Source organism: Acinetobacter amyesii (assembly GCF_002018365.1).
GTDB lineage: Bacteria > Pseudomonadota > Gammaproteobacteria > Pseudomonadales > Moraxellaceae > Acinetobacter > Acinetobacter amyesii.
Window position 1 is genome coordinate 15,552 of sequence record NZ_MVKX01000005.1, and the last position, 20,496, is coordinate 36,047.

A 20,496-nucleotide genomic window follows, 5' to 3' on the forward strand; every position below is an offset into this window, starting at 1 on the left:
TCATTTTTATTTTTTATGACAAGCCCTTTTCTGACTTTTTTAAACTTTGCGTACAAGTTTTAAGCAATAACTTAAAACATTGAATATCTTGAGAACTTAGCGCAGTACCTACATAAATTTCCTGCTCAAATAACCTAATAGCTTGTTCAAATGAACCCCTTTCCAGTTCAGGTATATTTTCAGCCAAGCGTTGTAGCCAATGCCTAAAACTTTCAGAAGCCCCTTTTTGCTGGCTTAAAGGTAAATTCTTAGCAAACTTGGCAATTTCTCTCTCCAAAGGACTTAGACTTTTTCTTTTTTTCCACAAAATCCATATAAAATAAAATGCAACAATGCCACCAATACTCAATACAAGAAGTAACCCACCTGCATAAGCAGAATTTACCCCAAGCTTTTTAAACCACTGTTGTTGAGATTCAGCATTATAACCCACCACCTTACTTTGCCATTGGTAACTCGCATAATCACTCCATACTCGGACTTTTTTCAACATCGAAAATTGTTGATAGGCCCAAGTCGACTGCTGGCTCCCAAAAATTGTCCGATCTTGTTCCATATAATCCTGCATCCCACCATCGATACGCTGAGGTGCGATCATGGCTGTAGGATCAATTCGACGCCAATGTTGATTGACATAAACCTCTGTCCACGCATGTGCATCGAGCTGACGAACCTCCCAACTTTTCCCATCTGGTGCTAATTGCCCCCCTTGATAACCCACGACAATACGCGATGGAACACCTACATAGCGCATCAACATTGCAAAGCTCGAAGCGAAATGTTCGCAAAAGCCCTGTCTTGATCCAAATAAAAAATCATCTATCCGATTTTGCCCCAATACGCCTGGGCTTAAGGTATATGCAAAGCGATTTTGTTTATACCATTGCAAAACTTCGGCAATATAACGCTCAGGATTTTGATGACTTCGCTGCCATAAAGTTTGGGCCAATTGTTGTGATTGAACATCCAAGTGTTCAACATAACGTGTGTTTAATTTTTCAAGTAAAGTCACATTTTTTATTTGTGGCGGCTCTGCACTTCCTAACCATTTCAGTTGAATCGGCTCCGTTCGCGCTGATAATCGGTAGGGTGTAATTCGACCATCTTGACCTAATGCAAAACGTGCTTCATTGGGAACGGATTGCTCCAACGACATAATCCACATCACACTTGGGTCGGCAGCCAAATATTGATACTTTAATGTCCGCTTGGGTTTTAACTCGGCTGGATTCAGCTGTATAACGTTCTGGTTAAAAAAATGACTGGTCCATTTAGAACCATCATATTCATCTAATGCCATCGCCCGCCAATACAGCTCTGTACGTGGTGGCAAGGCTTGAATATCACCGATTATACGAAAAGCCAAACTACTCGACTGTGATAACTCAGCAATATCGCCCGGAGACATGCTATCACTGATCCCTGTTGTAGCTTTGTTTTCAGGAATAGGAATATGCCATAGCGGCGGCAGGCGTGGGAAAAAGAGAAACAGTAAGATAAAGAATGGAACGGCTAAGGCAATAAATTTACCCACATGCCCAATATCTTGTTTAATCGCTTGTATTTCACCGCCTGAGTTTTGGCTAAAACCAACGGTCTGTAAACGGTATAATCCAATAAAGCAGCTCAACAACGCCAATAAAATAACCAATGCCATGGCAAAAGACTGGCTAAACAAAAAACTACTGGCAATCACAAACATCGCAAAGTTAAATAAAATAATCACATCACGACGTGTTTTTGTTTCTAAAGATTTAGCAAATAAAAATGTACTAAGTACTGCAACCCCAGCATCAACACCAATAAAGGTTTTATGGCTTAAGTAAATGCTGAATAAAGCAGTCAATGTCAGCACATAGGTTAAAATTTTAGAAAATGGTTTTTTACTGGCGCGGGTATTGAGTAATAAAATAAGCCAAATGACTAAAAATACTAATGATGTCGCCACAGGGATATATAGCATTTGTGCAATAAGCACCAAGGCTAAAGTGAGTAATATTGAGCGGCGTATGGTATTTTCAATCATCTCTTAAGCCTGCGCCAATAACCGTTTTGCTTCGGAAAAATGCGGTGTTCCTGTGCCTGATGCTAACTCAGCATTAGGTAAATACAGTGCATAGTGATCGTGATTTTTTTCAGCCTGCTCGACCAAACCCATCATGAGGCTAAGTTTTTCTTCATGACTTTGAGCTGGCATATGGTGATAATGAATCTCTAATTTCTTTAGATCTTCATATTGTTCAAAGACTTTGACATATAAGCCTTGTCCTCTTGCTGCTTGTTTCCACGACACCGCATGAAGTGAATCCCCCGTCTGAAAACTGCGTAATTCGCGAAATTCATCAAGATCAGGTTCAAAGTTTTGCTGTTGTTGCTTATTTTCAACGGAATGCAAACTGGCTTGAGGTGCAACCCACGCTGGTTGCTGTACGTACAAATACGTCCAGGCCCGAACTAAACCAAAGGGATAAACACTATAAATTTGTATGGGTGGAATCTGAAAAACACCGCGTTGGCTGGTTGTAAAATTTAATTGAAAGCATTGCTGTTGCATATTGAACAATAATTTATGTAGCTGATTTTCAGTTTTAATCCACAAATACCTAGCCTGTTCAGCATCTTGCTTAAAGTAAATATCGACCGAAAGTAATTCACCTGCTTGCGGTGTATCAACAACATTTATTTGAATCTGCAACGCATGAAGCTGTTTAAAAGTTATATAGAAACTAATACACAATACGGCGCTAATTAAAAAGCAAAAGCCTAAAATCAAGTTATTGGCATAATTCACACCTGCAATAAAGGTGATGAAAATTAACACCAAATACAAGTAGCCTTGCTGATAGATAAAGATCAAGACATCTTTTTGAGTCAACTGCTTGTGCTGATCGATTTTAAATCGACGTTCAATCCATTGCTGCCACATCGAAGCCAAGGTTCAACTCCTTTATTGAATTGAAACTTGTTCTAAAAGCTTAGAGGCTTCAAGATCTGACAACCCAATACGATGAGATACCACCGCTGCAAACACCGCTTGCACATCGTCAGGATTCACATAATTTCGCTGCTCAATCAGCGCATAGGCTTGCGCAGCTTTCTTTAAGGCTAAAACACCACGCGTAGAAAGACCATGTCTCCCTTTACGTGTTTCAGCAGCAAGATCCAAAATGTAATCCATTAAACGATCACTCAGATGTATCTGCTCAACAAAGCCTTGCAGTTGTAAAATTTCTGATTCATTAAAGATATGTGCTAATGCCGCAATCAGATCATGGCGTGAAGTTTGTTGGAGCAATAATTTCTCTGCCTGACGCGACGGATAACCTAAAGACAAGCGCATTAAAAAACGGTCTAGCTGGGACTCAGGTAAGGCATACGTACCGCTTTGAAATAAGGGATTTTGTGTCGCAATCACCCAAAACGGTTGCGGCAAAGCATAACGCACACCATCAACCGTCACGTAGCCCTCTTCCATCGCTTCCAATAAGGCACTTTGGGTCTTTGGACTACAACGGTTGATTTCATCTGCCAATAATATTTGGGTAAAAATCGGCCCAGAGTTAAACTCAAAATGATGTTCTTTTTGATTAAACATATTTACCCCAATCACATCGCTGGCCAGCATGTCATTGGTAAATTGAATCCGTTGAAACTTTAAACCCGCCAAATGTGACAAGGCGCTAGATAATGTCGTTTTTCCTAAACCGGGTAAGTCTTCAAATAACACATGCCCGCCTGCCAATAGACAAGCTAAAGCCAATTTGGTTTGCTGATTTTTAGCCAAAATAATTTGGTTAATTTGTTCGAGGAAAGTATTTATTTTCGGGTAAAAAGGCGCAAGGCTCTGCTCACTTAAAAGCGTTGATGTATTATTTTGTTGGCTTTTCTCTGATCCCCAAAACACCTTTTATTCCCCAATAAAAAAGTTAAATGAATGACTAACATACAGGGTTTTATTTAAAAATACAGTGTTTATCTCCAAGCCATACCCAGTTCAATACTTTAAATACATACGCTTGATATTTATTGAGTATACAAAAACGTTGTTTTTGCTTCGACTGATCAAAATTTTGCAATAAAAAAGCGTCCCGAAGAACGCTTTTTTCTTAGATTTTTAGCTCGAGTCAAAGCATTAGCAAGGACACTTCTTCATGTCACCACCAGCTGATGGATAACGTGCATCTACACAGTGACGATAAAATGTTTTTGCATCCATCGCTTCCAAATCAGGATGATGTTTTGCCATATGTTCCAAATAATTTTGGTAATCTGGCACACCCACCATCAGGCGGAAGCTTTGCTGTAAACGTTGCCACAACGTCGCAATACGTGACCAATTTTTCGGGTTCAGAATTAGATCCTTCTGCGACATAATGGTCATTTTAATGATTTTATAAATCACCGTTTTTCCACTTTTTGCAAACTTCAGGTTCATTCATATTCCCCTATTAATGTGCTGAATTTGACGGATTAATTTCAGCTGGGTCACGGTAAATCGCTTCTGCTTCATTCACCGATGGATTTGGATTTGCCAAGGCACGACGCACCACACCAATCGCTGCAAATAACATCACAAATGCCACGATCATAAAGAATGCACAAAGACCGGCATTGATTTGATTCGACAATGCAACCGTATGCATTTCAGCCATAGTTTTTGCAGGTGCCAACAATTCATTTTTCGCAATTGCGGCATTAAAACGATCTGCTTGAGCCAAGAAACCAATCTTTGGATTTTCGTGGAAAATCTTCTGCCAACCAGCGGTCATGGAAGTAATAAACAAGAATACAGTTGGGATAATCGTTACCCAAACATACTTTTGTTTTTTCATCTTGAATAAAATCACTGTACCCAAAATCAATGCCATCGCAGCAAGAATTTGGTTACCAATACCAAATAGCGGCCATAAGCTATTAATACCGCCAAGTGGGTCAACCACACCTTGGTAAACGAAGAAACCCCAACCTGCGACAGCCACCGCTGTACCTAACAGATTTCCGAAGAAATTATGTGAGTTTTTAACTGCAGGAACTACGATACCCACTGTATCTTGCACCATGAAACGACATGCACGCGTACCTGCATCCACAGCAGTTAAAATGAAGAGTGCTTCGAATAAAATCGCAAAGTGATACCAGAACGCCATCATTGAACGGTTATTGAAAATTTCCGTAATAATGTGAGCCATACCAATCGCAAATGTTGGCGCACCACCTGTACGAGACAGAATCGAGTTTTCACCCACTTCTTGTGCAAGTAGGGTCAATGCTTCAGGTGTCACCACGAAGCCTAATGTACGTACTGCTTCCGCAGCAGATTCAACTGTTGTACCAATCACAGCTGCTGGTGCATTAATCGCAAAATACACACCAGGCTCAAGAATCGTTGCACAGACCAAAGCCATGATCGCAACAAAAGACTCCATCAACATGCCGCCATAACCGATCATGCGAATATCTTTTTCATTATTCACAAGTTTCGGTGTCGTTCCTGAAGAAACGAGGGCATGGAAACCTGAAATTGCACCACAGGCAATGGTAATAAACAAGAATGGGAACATTGAGCCTGCAAATACAGGACCCGTACCATCAATAAAATGCGTTACCGCTGGCATTTTCATTTCAGGCAATGCAAACATGATCCCGATTGCCAAACCTGCAATAACACCAATTTTCAAGAAAGTAGATAGGTAATCACGTGGAGCAAGCAGCAACCAAACGGGTAATACTGATGCTACGAAACCATAACCAATCAACCACCAAGTTAGTTCAGTACCAGAAAGTGTAAAGAATGGCCCCCAGTATGGATGCTGTGCAATGTCACCACCATAGATAATCCCTGCCATCATCAGTACAAAACCAATGATCGACACTTCTGCAATTTTACCCGGACGGATAAAGCGCATGTAGATACCCATGAAAATCGCAATCGGTACAGTGGCCGCGATACTGAAGACACCCCACGGACTGTTGGTCAACGCTTTTACAACCACCAAAGCCAGTACCGCTAGAATGATGATCATCACACCTAGTGCGCCAAGCATCACGATGATTCCGGCAAAAGAACCCAGTTCTTGTTTTGCCATTTCACCGAGTGAACGACCATCACGACGCGTCGAGATGAATAAGACTAAAAAGTCTTGAACCGCACCTGCGAGAACAACACCCACCAAGAGCCAAATAGTTCCCGGCAAATAACCCATTTGCGCAGCAAGGATCGGTCCGACTAATGGGCCTGCACCTGCAATCGCAGCAAAGTGGTGACCAAATAGAACGCTTTTATTGGTCGGTACATAATCCAAGCCGTCAGCTAAGCGATGGGCAGGCGTTAAACGTCGCTCATTCAGTTCAAAGACTTTATTGGCAATAAATAAACTATAAAAACGATATGCAATGCTATACACACAGATTGCTGCAAGGATCAGCCACACTGCATTGACATGCTCGCCTCGACTGAGTGCTAGTATGCCGAATGAAACGGCACCTAGAATGGCTACAAACAGCCAGATAATCTTTGAAGCCATTCCTGACTTCGGTTGAATGGTTTCCATCTCAATCCCTCATAAATGTTGAAATAAATCAGCTTGATTTTTCTTGTTCGAGGTACTGCTGTTTCTTCCCTTGAAACTCTACTCCTGTTATGGGCTTTTTCATCTAATACTTTGGCATAAAAATTTAAACCAATAGGTATAAAAAAAGGGATGAATCACTTCATCCCTTTCGATAATAGTCTATTTTTAAACCATTATGCACGTTCTAAATAGTCACCAGTACGAGTGTCTACACGAACGCTTTCTTCTTGCTGTACGAATAATGGAACACGTACAACTGCACCAGTTTCAAGCTTAGCAGGTTTACCGCCACCGCCTGAAGTATCACCACGTACACCTGGATCAGTTTCAACGATTTTTAATACAACGAAGTTTGGCGCGCTCACAGTTAAAGGAACACCATTCCATAACATGATTGTGCAAAGTTCGTTAGAGTCGTCTTTCAACCATTTTGCAGCGTCGCCCATTGCAACTTTGTCTGCAGTGATTTGTTCGAAAGATTCTGGGTCCATGAAGTTCCACATTTCGCCATCGTTATACAAGTAGTTCATTTCTACTTCTTGGATGTCAGCAGCTTCTAGTGAATCACCAGATTTGAAAGTTTTTTCTAAAACTTTACCAGTTTTAAGGTTACGTAATTTTACGCGGTTAAAAGCTTGGCCTTTACCTGGTTTTACGTATTCGTTTTCCATGATTGAACATGGGTTACCGTCAAGCATGACCTTAAGGCCTGACTTGAAATCATTCGTAGAATAATAGGCCATGACTGGCTCACTCCAAACTTACTAACTTTAATCTATAGATGCTATGGGCTGTAACATGTCATTTAGCAAGTACTGACTGTAACATTGGCTGCCACATGCACATTAATGTGATATTGCGTATTCTAAATGACCAATGCACCATGTCGCAACGAAAAAATCCCCATTAAAGGGGTCAAGCTGCTTAACTTACACTCAGACATTAAAGAACTTTGTTTATACAATGCCCACAAACAGGTAAAATTGCTGTTTACTGAAACTTAATAAATGTTTCGTAGGCTTCATCCGTTGTAAGCTTTATCGGAATTATTTCAGCTTACACTTCAAAGTTCGACGCATTAATTTCAGCAATATTCCCCACTCACCTTTCTGCATTTTTTAAACATTCGGCATGATAAACTATTTATTTCAAGAGCAAAACTGGCAAACTCAATTGAGTGATTTGATTACAAATCCTCAAGAATTACTCGATGTATTAGAACTTTCGCATGATCAGTTATTATCGGGTGCTCAGTTCGCAGCAGATGAGTTTCGCCTACGCGTGCCGCGCGCTTTTGTCGAAAAAATGAAAAAAGGTAATCCGCTCGATCCGCTTTTACTCCAAGTCTTACCGCATCATTTAGAACTTGAAGAACACGCCGGTTTTGTTACCGACCCATTAGGTGAAGAACAGGCCAACCAACAGCCTGGTGTATTACATAAGTACAAGTCCCGTTTTTTACTGACTTTAACCGGTGCCTGCGCGGTCCATTGCCGTTATTGTTTCCGCCGACATTTTCCCTACCAAGAAAACCTACCTAAAAATGACGATTGGGCAAACATTAAGCAATATATCGAACAACAACCCGATATTAATGAAGTGATTTTAAGTGGTGGAGACCCGCTCACACTATCAAATCGTAAACTTCAAGTGTGGATTGAACGTTTATCGACTTTACCACAAATTAAATTTTTGAGAATTCATTCACGAGTTCCTATCGTAATCCCCAACCGTGTCGATGAAGAGCTAGTTTCTATTTTAAAAAACAGTAGGCTACGCATTATTCTAGTGGTACACTCAAATCATGCATCAGAGCTAGATGACTTCACGTGTAGCCAGCTACAACAGCTTGTCAAACAAGGAATCACCGTGCTGAACCAAGCAGTCTTATTAAAAGGGGTTAATGATTCTGCAGATGTATTGGTCGATTTAAGTTACCGCTTATTCGACGCAGGTGTAATGCCATATTATTTACATGTTCTGGATAAAGTAAAAGGTGCTCATCATTTTGATACACCAGCTCAGAATATTGATTTAATTTATAAAAAAGTTTTAGAGAACCTACCAGGTTATTTGGTTCCTAAACTTGTACGGGAAATAGCGGGCGAAAAAAACAAGACACCGCTTTTTGGGGCTTCAACTTTTTGAGTTAAATAATAAAGATGACCACGCATACTTCAGATACGTTTTACAATCCGACTGAATTAAAGCTGGATAAATTAAGCTTTTGTCCGACCAATGCTAAAGGTCTGCAAGAGTGGTTAAACGGTATTTCAATTTTACAATTGGGTACCTCATCTAAAGCTTTATTCAATGCCTTACTTGAAATCTCCGAGCTGAAATGCCAAGAGATGCTACGTTTTGATTTGGTTCAAATTTTACATCCGACTATGGAAAGTGTGCTCACGAGCTTAGAAAAACACTTTACCAATCAAAGCCTCATTACCACGGATCGTAATGACCAAATCATTGAATTGGCGATGCTTTTACGCAGTCACTTTGCCAAAATCTATATTGATATTGCCAAGCGATGTAATCAGCAGCTTAATCAACAAAAATTTTCGATCTTTTCATTCGGCCATAAAAAAAGCTTACAAACTGCTCGAATTGCGTCGATTTACTATGCGATACAACAACTGACATTGTTGTTGTATCAACAACACATGTTGTATGCCACACCGACGGCAGGTCAATGGATTGCAGCACATCAATTGATTGAATGTGCCATTGAACACAATTTCTATCAAAGTAATGTCAATCAATTACTCGGTACCCAGCATCAAATTGCAAATATTGCCCAAGCTTATGCACAATTGATCTTGTTAGATATTTTCAATAATCATCAGATTCGCCCTGCTGAAATCCAAGGCTTGTATTTATGTAGCTTTGACTGGGCAAAATTGGTTCAAATCCTACCGAAAGAAACCACACTTTCACGCTATATTGTAGATACGAAAAAAGATCACCCACCGATTTATAACTCGAAACAAGATCGGTCGTATCAAGCCAATGTGTACATTTCAACGCAAAACTTGCTCGATCATTTGACCGAAACGCAAACTAAGAATGCCAATTATCTGTCTAAAAATGAAAAGCTATTCTTAACACCAGCGCTATATTTCCATATTCATAATATTTTGACCAACAACACTGAACGTCGTCATGAACGTTATGAATATTCTGCGCAAATTAATATTTGCTTTAGCTTAATGGTGGCGCATTTCTATCTCTCTAAAGGTAAAAACTTCCACGAAACTTTAGATTTAGAAGGCAATTATCAATTCCACAATGAAGCGTCTTTTGTCAATTCGCATGATTCAAATATGCCAACAGGCATGACCAATGCGAAAGCGCTAGATCGTGAAGCGAAACAGATTCATACCGCTGACGTTTTAGATATTAGTGTGAATGGTTATCGCATTAAATGGACTGGTCCTACCCCAGCCAATTTAAAAACCGGCGAATTTATTTTGATTCAAGAAAATGCTCAAAGCCAATGGCGTGGCGGTGTTGTTCGTTGGATCAAACAATCGACAGAAAAAAGTTTGGAATTGGGTCTCGAAGTACTGGCTCAAGATTTGTATCCATGTTCAGCCCATATTCGTACCGACCGCAATACAACAAATCATCAACCTGCTTTATTGGTACAGACCACACAACTTGATCAAGTGTCTACGACCTTAATTTTACCTGGGGCAAATCTCTTCCGAGAGAAACAAACGATCCACCTGCGCTTAGGCAAAGAAGACATCAAAGTCTATCTCACCAAAGCGCAGTTGGTGACGCAAAGCTTTATTCGCTTTGAATATGAATTATTGAATGAAGAGCAAGAAAATGTCGTTAAAGACTATATTGCGAAACAGAGCAATGAGATCAAAAATAACGACTTATGGGAAGCATTAAAGTGAGAAATCCATTACTATCCAAAAAACTAAAACGTACGGAAACTCGATTACTCATTATTGATGATAATCAAATACGTTTTAACCAGATACGTGATTTATTGACAGACAGCGAACATCAAGTTCATGCCATATTACTTGATGATTTACAAAATTTCGAAAAACAGCTGAATCTCAATTGGGACTTGATCATTTTTGGACGTGCTTATGATTTAAAATATGAACAAGCTTTAAGTTTAGTTCAACTGTCGAGCCAACCCAATTTACCTATAATTTTACTTAAACCCGAAGACTATCAAGCAGAACAATATGCAAATTTAGTCAAAAAAGGGATTTATGACATCGTCGATATTGCTGAACCTGAAAGTTTCTATTTTGGTTTAATTCGCGCTTTGTCCTTTAGTCGCTTACAACAATCACAACAACATTTAATGGAAGAGCTTGAAACGGCTCAAATCCAAACACAGTCTTTAGTTGAAGATAGTCGAAAAGCGGTTGCCGTGATTCAAGAAGGTATTCATATTCAAGCCAATGCTGAATATCTCACTTTATTTGGTTTAAAAAATGAAGACGATGTAATCGGTCTGCCCCTGCTCGATCTATTACAACCTGCTGACCTCAATGACTTTAAACAACGCTTTAAAAAAATCAGTCAAGGACAGCTCGACTTAGGACGTTTTGATCTTGATTCACAAAATATCGCAGTGGCTGGGCAAAACCCACTAAAACTCGAATTTATTGCTGCGGCTGAAGAAGATGCGTTACAGCTCGCAATTGAAATTGGCAGTCAAAACAGCAATGCTGTTAACAACGCGCCAGTTGAAGCCAGCCCACAAAAACCAAAAGCATTTCAACAACTCAACCGTACAATCGGCCAACAACCTGCCAATGTAAATGCATTAGTGCTATTTACGTTGGCTTCTTGCTCAGATGCGATTTTTCAAAAAGATTGGAATACCTATAAGAGCTATTTCACCAATATTAAAGACTTCTTGAAAGATCAGACTCATGCTCCATTATTTAGTTTAGACAATGGTGCAATGGTTGCCTTATTCCAAGCAGATAATCAGCTCAAACTTGAGTCTAAATTGATTGGTCTTAACACTCTGAGCAAACCTCAATTACTCAGTGTAAATAATGAAACTTATCCATTAAATTTACGCATGGGATACAGTGTTTTAGACAGCGATATTCGTGATGAAGCACATTTTGAGACCTTTGTTGCAAAAGCCTTTAATACTGCGCTACCAACCAACCAACAAGCACCTGAAATCGACTTAACGATTCCATTAGAAATTGATATTCCAAGTTTGGATTTTGGTACACCAGAAGCGCAAATTGCGCCGATTGTCGTTAGCGATGAAGCTCCTGTTATCAAAGCGCTTCGCAACTGCTTAGAACGCGGTGAAATTCATCTTAAATATCAACAACTGTATGATAAAGAAGATTCTCATCTTTATACTTATGAAGTAACCAGCGGCTTTATTTTTGAAAATAAATGGAAAGATATCGCCCAACTGCGTGAGTTAGCTGAAGACTCAGAGCTATCCATTAAATTGGATCGTTGGATCTTGGTTGAATCGTGTAAACAGCTACACAACTTCATCACTCAGTTCCCTGAAGCGAAATTAATCGTTAACCTGAACAAAGAAGTGCTATATAACGACCGCACCTTCCCTGAGTTTATTTCGAAACTGATTACGATTATTCGTAGTAAATTGAAAAATCCGCTAATTTTACAATTTGCCGAAGAAGACATTCAGCTCAATATCGATGCCGCTCAAAAAGCATTTGTAGAACTTCGTAAAAATGGTGCCGAACTGGCTTTACGCAATTTTGGTCATTCGATGTTTAGTGAATCATTATTACGTCAAATGGATGTTCACTGCTTAACATTAGATTCAAGTTTGACCAAAATGCTTGCAAACGATAAGTCGTGCCAAGAGCTCCAAGAAAAAATTACCACTTATCATGAAATCAAAACTGTTGAAATCATGCTACGTGAATTAAATGACATGACCCTATTTGCCAATGCTTGGAATGTCGAAGCTCGTTTTATTCAAGGCGATTATTTCCAGAAGAAACTCGACCATCTCATCGATGTTCAGGACCAATAAGGTTCTGAACATTGCCGATTTAAGGTTTATCTTTTTATCGGCACAAAAAAACGGGCATAAAGCCCGTTTTTTCGTTTTGGATATTAACGTTTGATAGAACGTGACATACCAGCAAAACGTTGTTTGAATTTGTCGATACGACCGCCAGTGTCAACGCTTTTCTGTTTACCAGTGTAGAATGGGTGGCAAGCAGAACATACGTCTAGGTAAATAGTTTCTTTACCAAGAGCTGAACGAGTTTCAATTACGTTACCGCATGAACATGTAGCAACTAAAGTTTCATATTTTGGGTGAATATCGGCGCGCATCGTCGATTACTCCTAAGATTTAAGAAGGTTTAGCTGTCATCGCAATTGATCACTCTTGTATCGCTACAAGGAAGGCTTAAAAAAGCAGACCAACACCATAACAGACCATTCTTTTGGCCCACCGAGACGGATACCGTCAGAGCTAAGCACAACAAGTTGGGGCAAATTATAGCTGATTTTTTAATGTTAATAAATAGATATTCAAGGCTGAATCGCTCTACTCTTTAGGTTGAGCTTGCTCTAAATATTTCTGATATTGTAATTCGACTGTACGCTGAAATTGGGCTTGATCAAAATGGTTTAATTTTTCAATAAATGCAGGACAAAACGTCGCTGCATTTACTGGCTGTAATGATTTGCTCATGCCCTCTAACATGCCTTGAAGCTGCTGTTTAAATTGTGCATCGACGGGCTGATCAACATCTTTTGCCTTTAATGGCTCTACACCATTAAAACGGGCCGCCTGAACCGCAGCAATTAATTTAAGCTTTGCAGCTTGATAAGCCTGATCTAATTCCGTATTCATCTGTGGTTGTCGATCACGACAAAAATCTAGCATGGGCTGTAGGCTGATGAGCGGCATTTTTTCAATGACATCACGGTTACTATTTAAAGATAAATCCTCTTGAGCATGAACGACTGTGTTCATACCCAAGAATAAAATGAAGAAGCCTCTTTTAATTTTCATGATTTTTTTTCATCTATATAAGGTATTTTAAAAGGACGTACTCATCTCGCCCTATTCTTGCCCACGGCTTTGTTTTGCCCAAAGGTTGGCAATCACACCACAGACCATCAACTGAATTTGGTGAAAGATCATAATCGGTAAAACTATCATCCCCATCGGCTGCCCAATAAATAAAATTTGTGCCATGGGCACGCCACTCGCCAAGGTTTTTTTAGAGCCACAAAAGAAAATCGTCTTTTGATCAGCTCGGCTAAAGCCCAACCAACGTGGCACATATAACGCCAATAACATAATAATCGTTAACAGGACTGAGCACGCCACAATCAATAGGAATAAGGTCATACCACTCACTTGATGCCATAGCCCTGCCACCACTGCACTACTGAATGCACCATAGACCACCATCAAAATTGAGCCCTGATCAAATACCTTCACGATTTTTGGCATTTTCTTCATATAAGGAAACACCCAAGGACGGAGGAGCTGCCCTAAAATGAAGGGAATGAGTAATAACAGGGTAATTTGGATAATAGATGCAGTCGGATCATAGTTATGTTGTGACTGGCCGAGAATAAAATAGGCCACCATCACTGGGGTAATAAACATCCCAATAATATTTGAAAATGATGCACTACAGACTGCGCCAGCAACATTACCCTGTGCTACCGAAGTAAATGCAATGGAAGACTGTACTGTCGAAGGTAAGAAGCACATAAACAAAAAGCCCCAATACAACTCTTGCCCTAACATCGGCACAAGGATTGGTTTCGCCATTAAACCCAGTAATGGAAATAATGCAAAGGTAAAAGCAAAAACTAAAGCATGCAACTTCCAGTGCATTATGCCTTCAACAACAGCCTCACGAGATAACTTTGCACCATGGAGAAAAAATAAAATGGCAATTGCAGCCGTGGTAATATAGCCAAAGATTTCTGCAGCTTGTCCACTAACAGGCAAAAAAGTCGCAAGTATGACCATTACAAAAAGTAGAATGGTAAAACGATCCAAAGCCAACATTTTCAGCATAACAACATCCTGTACATATTTCCTTTTAAAGCTCATCGACAAAAAAATGCCCAATAAGCTAAATTTACCATTGAGTAAATTTCATCTTACTGGGCCATATAAATAAAGCCAGCTTTTCTCCGATATATTCATTATTTTAAATGTTGATAGTGAGCTCAGCTCAAAAATATTTATAAATAAGAATATTCAGAATTACAGATGACTTTAAATAAATGATTGCAGATTAATTATTTCGTGCATTTGAGTCTTGTTGGATCAGCTCAATTTTATAGCCATCTGGATCTTCAACAAAGGCAATGACGGTCACACCACCTTTCATTGGCCCTGCTTCGCGCACTACGTTACCGCCACGTGCTTTAATTTCTTCACAAGCCTTGTAAGCGTCATCTACAGCAATAGCGATATGGCCATAAGCATTACCCAATTCATAACTATCTGTATCCCAGTTATGCGTTAACTCGAGTACGGTATGATTTTCTTCATCACCATAGCCCACAAATGCCAAAGTAAAACGACCTTCTTCATAATCACGCTTACGAAGCAAAGTCATACCGAGTACTTCAGTATAGAACGCCAATGAACGCTCTAAATTGCCTACACGTAACATGGTATGCAGCATGCGCATAATCGAGTTTCCTAAATCTATCATTATGTTTGAATACTATAGGGATTTAACATGCAAAGTTCAATTTAAGTCTAGAGCACATATACCGCCTTATTTCAAATATCCTTGTCCAAAACCGTAGACCTGCTTAGGCTATTTTACAGCTTAGAATAAAAAAGCCCACTCATACTGAATAGGCTTTTTTTAAGTTAAATTGAATTATGAACTTGATTTCTGTTCATGCTCTTTCAATAGTTTAGCAACCCAAACCACTAAAATTAAAATCGGAATACCAATTAGAGTTGTCATCAAGAAAAAGTTCGGATAACCGATATTGGTCACAATCGTACCCGAGTAACCACCTAAAATTTTAGGGGTTAAAGTCATTAATGAACTAAAGATGGCATATTGAACGGCTGTGAAAGAAACACTGGTCAAGCTCGATAAAAATGCAATAAATGCCGCACCAGCAAGACCTGACGCCAAATTATCAACAATAATCGCAAAATATAGCCACAGCGAACTATAAGGCTTAATGATCTTACCTTTGACGTCCACATTCTGTTCAGCACTAGCCAAATTAATCGGTTGAATATCAACACCAAGCACACCTGACATATTGGCTGATGTATTCACTTGATATGTTAAATCGACACTCTTTTTCACTACATCATTTTCTAGTAGTTGAGCCGTTAATGTTTTTTGCTTTGCTGTTTCGAGCGCTTGACCTGGAATTGCAGCACTAAAAACACCAGTTTTATCAAGCTTCGCGTCGAATGGTTTAGCATCCAAAATAATTTGAATTTTTTGATTTTCTTTTAACTCGCCTGCCAAGTATTGTCCACGGACCACGATACTATTTGCAGTCTCTTGAGCTGAAATCGTGTTATCTGAAGTCACTGGCAGCAACATCATTGCTGCGTTTGAAAAAGCATTATTCAAATACGGCAAACTCACCTGTACTGGATGTTGATTCTTCGACTGATAATCCGCACTGACTTTAATATTTTGATCTGCAGCCAAGACTGCTTTTGGAATTTGAACTGCCCAAGCACCCGTATCATCCGGCGTCGCTGTATATTGCTGCCCTGCTACATTTACAGTGACATCGCTCAATGGCTGACCTGATTTGACCAAACCGATAAAAATCAAGTTTGTTGAACTTGCTAAAATCGCACCGACAAACATCAGTTTCATAATGTTCATGCGCTGCGCTAGCAAACCACCAAGGAAGCCGCCAACCAAGCTAAATATCACACCATAGACTTTTACAGCTTCAGCAATCTGCTCTTTGGTAAAGTTTAAATCTTGATAAAACACATTAGAAATGACGCCGGCGATAATATCGGAAATACGGTAAAAACCAATGAGTAATAACAGCACTAAAGCCAGTTTTAGACCATAGCGCTTAAAGAAATCTGCAACTGGATTAACCCAAGTTTCAAATGCCATCTGCTTATTTACAGCACCTGATTTCACTAAAACTGAACCGATACCAAAAGCAACCACAGCTGAACCAATAAAGCGCACAGCCTCTAAACAGAACAAGGCGAATGAGTCTGAAATTTGCCACTGCTCTTTCAAGCTTTCAACAGCAATACCTGAATAGATATAACTCAAAACAAAGGCAACCACTGCAGCAAAAAATACAGCAACTAAACGATAATAGTCAGTCCGTTTATAATGCTTTTGTACACGGTCAACCTGCGGCTCACGTATCGATAAAGTTGTGATAATACCGATAACCATCACAGCAGCCATTGCAAGGTAAGTATATTTCCAAGCTTCATAAATATAGTTACCTTTGGCCGTACCTAAATATGCAGCCAAAAATAACGCCCCTGCACCTGCCACGATCATGCCGATACGATAACCTGCATTATAGGTCGAAGCTAAAACGGTCTGCATTTCAGTTTCTGCCAACTCAATACGATATGCATCAATCACAATGTCTTGCGTTGCGGCAGAAAAACCAAGTAGTACGGCTCCAGCGGCCATTTGGTAAATATAGCTTTGTCCTAAAGCTGGGTCTGAAAATGCCATGATACAAATTGCACAGATAATGAGAACCTGAGCGATCAATAACCATGCACGGCGACGTCCGAGTTGCTTAGTTAAAAATGGTACAGGCAACTCATCAATTAATGGCGCCCAAACAAACTTAAACGAATAGCCAAGCGCTGCCCAACTAAAAAAAGTCACTGCACTTTTATCAATCCCTGCTTCACCTAACCAAAGCGATAAACTGGAAAAGATCAGTAAAATTGGAATACCGGCCGAAAAGCCAAGAAAAAGCATAATCAGCGCACGTCGGTCTAAAAATGCAGTAAAAGCAGATTTCCATCCTGAAGCTTGTGTTGTCATGACTCAGTTATTTTTGTCAAAATCGAATGTTGCTATTCAAGCGCTTAATGACAACGGTTTCAACAACATTTATGAAATCATTGTTTTATTTTATCGATATTTCGCATGCTGTTGCTTGATCTTTGGCATTAAACCTGTATACCTTAATTACATATCTCTATTCTTTAGTTTTTTGGATTCAACAGTGACCCAGCGACTTGAACAAATTCACTCTTCTTTATCAACTACCATTAATGAAACCAACACAAAAAACTTAGCAGAAACAGTAACGACACTAAAGAGCGCTTTTGATCAACCCGAAATACAGAATACTTTAACTAAAACCCAGTTGCAGCCGCTTCAGCTGACGCATACGCCTGAGCTTAAAAAAATTCCGACGTCTACCAAGCGGATCAAACCACTTAATGACTTTTTAGGACAAGATCGTGCCCGTGCTTCGGTCGAGGCTGGCATTGCATTACCCTACTCAGGCTATAACATTTTTGCTGTAGGTACCGCAGGCTTAGGTAAGCGCACGATGATTAAGCGCTTATTACAACAACACGCTAAAAATATGCCAACGCCTTCAGACTGGGTCTATGTCAATAATTTTAAGTTTCCGCGTGAACCGATTGCGCTGAAACTTCCTTCTGGTCAAGCGACAAAGTTCCAAACGTTATTACATCAAAGTTGGCAAACCACATTAAAACAACTTGAACGTCGCTTTACCGCAGAAACCTATCACAATCGCATTGAAATGATTCGCCAACATGCTGGTGATGAACAACATCTTGCCTTAGTTGAATTAACCAGAGAAGGTGAAGAGCTTGATCTTAAACTGATTTCTCAGGATGATGATCATTGCTTTGTTCCCGTACATTTGGTCGATAACAAATACCAAGAAATGTCCAAAGAAGACATCAATGCTTTAAGCAGCAAACAACGTGCTGAAATTGCGTCAAACGTCCGTTATATGGATAAAAAACTCGAACGCCTTGGTCTGCATCTTGGTGATCTTGAAGATGATGCTCGCGATAAAGTTCAGGTTTTGAACCGTGAAATTGCTAAACAAGTCGTCATGCCGCGTATTGATGTGATTCAAAATAAATTCAGCATGGTTGAAGGCTTGGAAGATTATCTGAAGCAATATGCAGATGACATCATTCAAAATGTTGAGTTTGTTCTTGAGCAAGAAGAGGATGACTTTACACCGGGTCAATTTAACCGCGTACCATCTCGCTACCAAGCAAACATCATTGCCACACATAAACCTAATGCTGGTGCGCCAGTTATTTTTGAAGATTTCCCTACCCATTACAATTTGTTAGGTCATGTCGAACAACTGACTCAAAACGGCACCATCACCACAGACTTTACGTTAATCCGTCCCGGTGCATTACATAAGGCCAATGGTGGTTTCCTTATTTTGGAAGCTGAACAACTTTTAGAGCAGCCTTATGCATGGCAAGGTCTCAAACGTGCATTAAAGTCAGGACATTTAAAGCTGTCGTCACTTGAGCATATGCTCACGCTGACAGGCAGTATTTCGATTGAGCCTGAAGCTATTGATTTAAATATCAAAGTGATCCTGCTTGCTGAGCCTGATATTTATTACGATATTTTAGAACTCGAACCTGAACTTGGAAGTGTCTTTAAAATTCGTGCCGATTTTACCGATACATTACAACGTAATGACATTAATGAGCAGGCATATATGCAGCTGATTGCTGACTATGTGCAAACAGACAAACTTCTGCCGTTTGACCGTACGGCTCTCGCAGCACTGTTAACTGATTCAAGTCGTCAAGCTGAAGATCAAAGCTCTTTGTCATTACATGCCCTCACCTTAGGTGATTTGATTCGTGAAGCACATCATCATGCAGCCCTCGCTGGCGATAAAATGGTGACAGAAACACATATCAACACCGCTCTTGATCATCGTAAATACCGTCTAGGCTACTTACGTGAATTGTATTGGCAAGATCTCAGTCGCGGTACACAGTTAATCGAAACCAAAGGTCATCGATTCGGGCAGATCAACGCCCTCTCTGTGATTCAATATGCAGATGTTGAATTTGGTTTACCGTCACGCTTAACAGCTTCCGTTTATCAAGGCGGCGGCGATATTTTAGATATTGAGCGTAGCGTAGAACTCGGTGGTTCTCTACATGCCAAAGGTGTCCTGCTGATGTCAAGTTTCTTAAAGGCACATTTTGGTCGGGAACAAATTTTACATTTTTCTGCTGCCCTTGCCTTTGAGCAAAGCTATGGTCAAGTGGATGGCGACAGTGCAACTGTTGCAGAGCTTTCAGCACTGATTTCAGCTATTAGCCAATTGCCAATCGATCAATCTTGGGCAATCACTGGCTCAATGAACCAATTGGGTCAAGTTCAACCGATTGGGGGTGTAAATGCCAAAATTGAAGGCTTCTATGATGCATGTAAATTACAAGGGTTGACCGGTAAGCAAGGTGTGATTATTCCACGCCAAAATATGCAGCACTTGATGTTACGTAAAGACGTGATTGAAGCTGTGCAACAAGGTCAATTCCATATTCATGCTATTGATACCATTGATCAAGCGTTAGAAATTTTGATGGCGCGTCCAGTGGGCACGCTTGATAAAAAAGGTCGTTATAGCAAAGGCTCAATCTATGCTGCTGTCATGGAGCAACTTGAGTACTGGCAAGCGATTGAAGATGGTGCTGAGTTTGAGGAAGAAGAGCCAAAGAAAAAGAAAAAAAAGAAGAAGTCAAAAAAGGACAAAGATAAAAAGGCAAAGAAGTCTGAAGCTCAAGACAGTACTGCTGAAAATGTGCAAGTTATTGAAGAAAATCCGTCATAAATCTTCGATGAGTTTATTCATTTGTTGATTTTTCCACCATTCATTGTGCTTTAAATGCCTATGAGGATGGTGGAAAAACGCATAAACTCCG

15 protein-coding genes are annotated in these 20,496 nt (G+C 39.9%); 4 read left to right on the forward strand and 11 right to left on the reverse strand.

What is annotated here, in order from left to right:
- Positions 1–13: 13 nt before the first annotated feature.
- The 6 genes from B1202_RS08580 to efp all read right to left on the reverse strand — a co-directional run bounded on the left by B1202_RS08580 (position 14) and on the right by efp (position 7,315).
- A complete protein-coding gene (locus tag B1202_RS08580) occupies positions 14–2,026 on the reverse strand; it encodes a transglutaminaseTgpA domain-containing protein (RefSeq protein ID WP_078190157.1) in 2,013 nt (670 codons plus the stop codon).
- Between the two features lie 3 nt (positions 2,027–2,029).
- Positions 2,030–2,935, reverse strand: a complete 906-nt coding sequence (locus B1202_RS08585) for a DUF58 domain-containing protein (protein ID WP_143221593.1) — start codon at positions 2,933–2,935, stop codon at positions 2,030–2,032.
- A 12-nt stretch (positions 2,936–2,947) separates the two neighbouring features.
- Positions 2,948–3,904 (reverse strand): AAA family ATPase, encoded by a 957-nt coding sequence (locus tag B1202_RS08590; RefSeq protein WP_078190159.1) that lies wholly within the window; start codon positions 3,902–3,904, stop codon positions 2,948–2,950.
- Between the two features lie 228 nt (positions 3,905–4,132).
- Complete coding sequence (locus tag B1202_RS08595) at positions 4,133–4,435, reverse strand: YbdD/YjiX family protein (RefSeq protein WP_078190160.1); 303 nt, start codon at positions 4,433–4,435, stop codon at positions 4,133–4,135.
- Positions 4,436–4,448: 13 nt separating this feature from the next.
- A complete protein-coding gene (locus B1202_RS08600) occupies positions 4,449–6,551 on the reverse strand; it encodes a carbon starvation CstA family protein (protein WP_078190161.1) in 2,103 nt (700 codons plus the stop codon).
- Positions 6,552–6,745: 194 nt separating this feature from the next.
- Complete coding sequence (gene efp / locus B1202_RS08605) at positions 6,746–7,315, reverse strand: elongation factor P (RefSeq protein ID WP_078190162.1); 570 nt, start codon at positions 7,313–7,315, stop codon at positions 6,746–6,748.
- A gap of 388 nt (positions 7,316–7,703) precedes the next feature.
- On the opposite strand from efp, the gene epmB reads away from it, so the two are divergent.
- The 3 genes from epmB to B1202_RS08620 are packed head-to-tail and all read left to right on the forward strand — an operon-like array spanning position 7,704 to position 12,591.
- On the forward strand, positions 7,704–8,720 hold the full coding sequence (epmB, locus tag B1202_RS08610; protein ID WP_078190163.1) for an EF-P beta-lysylation protein EpmB: 1,017 nt from the start codon (positions 7,704–7,706) through the stop codon (positions 8,718–8,720).
- A 14-nt stretch (positions 8,721–8,734) separates the two neighbouring features.
- Complete coding sequence (locus tag B1202_RS08615; RefSeq protein ID WP_078190442.1) at positions 8,735–10,480, forward strand: GTPase; 1,746 nt, start codon at positions 8,735–8,737, stop codon at positions 10,478–10,480.
- Entirely contained in the window at positions 10,462–12,591 is a 2,130-nt protein-coding gene (locus B1202_RS08620) for an EAL domain-containing protein (protein WP_078190164.1), read from the forward strand. The genes B1202_RS08615 and B1202_RS08620 overlap by 19 nt, the downstream gene beginning before the upstream one ends.
- Positions 12,592–12,674: 83 nt before the next feature.
- Here B1202_RS08620 and rpmE read toward each other — a convergent pair whose 3' ends face one another.
- The 5 genes from rpmE to B1202_RS08645 form a co-directional block, all read right to left on the reverse strand.
- On the reverse strand, positions 12,675–12,899 hold the full coding sequence (rpmE, locus tag B1202_RS08625; RefSeq protein WP_078190165.1) for a 50S ribosomal protein L31: 225 nt from the start codon (positions 12,897–12,899) through the stop codon (positions 12,675–12,677).
- A 217-nt stretch (positions 12,900–13,116) separates the two neighbouring features.
- Positions 13,117–13,587 carry a hypothetical protein gene (locus B1202_RS08630; RefSeq protein ID WP_078190166.1) on the reverse strand — a complete coding sequence of 157 codons (471 nt, stop codon included), beginning with the start codon at positions 13,585–13,587 and terminating at the stop codon, positions 13,117–13,119.
- 51 nt (positions 13,588–13,638) lie between these two features.
- The gene (locus B1202_RS08635; protein WP_078190167.1) at positions 13,639–14,613 is read right to left on the reverse strand and encodes a bile acid:sodium symporter family protein; all 975 of its coding nucleotides are present in this window, start codon (positions 14,611–14,613) and stop codon (positions 13,639–13,641) included.
- Positions 14,614–14,836: 223 nt separating this feature from the next.
- Positions 14,837–15,238 carry a lactoylglutathione lyase gene (gloA, locus tag B1202_RS08640; RefSeq protein ID WP_078190168.1) on the reverse strand — a complete coding sequence of 134 codons (402 nt, stop codon included), beginning with the start codon at positions 15,236–15,238 and terminating at the stop codon, positions 14,837–14,839.
- A 198-nt stretch (positions 15,239–15,436) separates the two neighbouring features.
- Positions 15,437–17,581: an AmpG family muropeptide MFS transporter gene (locus B1202_RS08645; RefSeq protein ID WP_078190169.1), complete on the reverse strand. Its 2,145-nt coding sequence runs from the start codon at positions 17,579–17,581 to the stop codon at positions 15,437–15,439.
- A 205-nt stretch (positions 17,582–17,786) separates the two neighbouring features.
- Between B1202_RS08645 and B1202_RS08650 the strand changes: the two genes are divergently transcribed.
- A complete protein-coding gene (locus B1202_RS08650; protein WP_416202523.1) occupies positions 17,787–20,405 on the forward strand; it encodes a Lon protease family protein in 2,619 nt (872 codons plus the stop codon).
- The last annotated feature ends 91 nt before the right edge of the window (positions 20,406–20,496 follow it).

Bases quoted from the DNA above. Each gene is read 5' to 3' on its own strand.
- efp (WP_078190162.1), bottom strand. From the start codon at position 7,315: ATGGCCTATTATTCTACGAATGATTTCAAGTCAGGCCTTAAGGTCATG.
- rpmE (WP_078190165.1), bottom strand. From the start codon at position 12,899: ATGCGCGCCGATATTCACCCAAAATATGAAACTTTAGTTGCTACATGT.
- B1202_RS08630 (WP_078190166.1), bottom strand. From the start codon at position 13,587: ATGAAAATTAAAAGAGGCTTCTTCATTTTATTCTTGGGTATGAACACA.
- B1202_RS08595 (WP_078190160.1), bottom strand. From the start codon at position 4,435: ATGAACCTGAAGTTTGCAAAAAGTGGAAAAACGGTGATTTATAAAATC.
- B1202_RS08635 (WP_078190167.1), bottom strand. From the start codon at position 14,613: ATGCTGAAAATGTTGGCTTTGGATCGTTTTACCATTCTACTTTTTGTA.
- B1202_RS08620 (WP_078190164.1), top strand. From the start codon at position 10,462: ATGGGAAGCATTAAAGTGAGAAATCCATTACTATCCAAAAAACTAAAA.
- B1202_RS08645 (WP_078190169.1), bottom strand. From the start codon at position 17,581: ATGACAACACAAGCTTCAGGATGGAAATCTGCTTTTACTGCATTTTTA.
- B1202_RS08580 (WP_078190157.1), bottom strand. From the start codon at position 2,026: ATGATTGAAAATACCATACGCCGCTCAATATTACTCACTTTAGCCTTG.
- gloA (WP_078190168.1), bottom strand. From the start codon at position 15,238: ATGCGCATGCTGCATACCATGTTACGTGTAGGCAATTTAGAGCGTTCA.
- B1202_RS08615 (WP_078190442.1), top strand. From the start codon at position 8,735: ATGACCACGCATACTTCAGATACGTTTTACAATCCGACTGAATTAAAG.
- epmB (WP_078190163.1), top strand. From the start codon at position 7,704: ATGATAAACTATTTATTTCAAGAGCAAAACTGGCAAACTCAATTGAGT.
- B1202_RS08600 (WP_078190161.1), bottom strand. From the start codon at position 6,551: ATGGAAACCATTCAACCGAAGTCAGGAATGGCTTCAAAGATTATCTGG.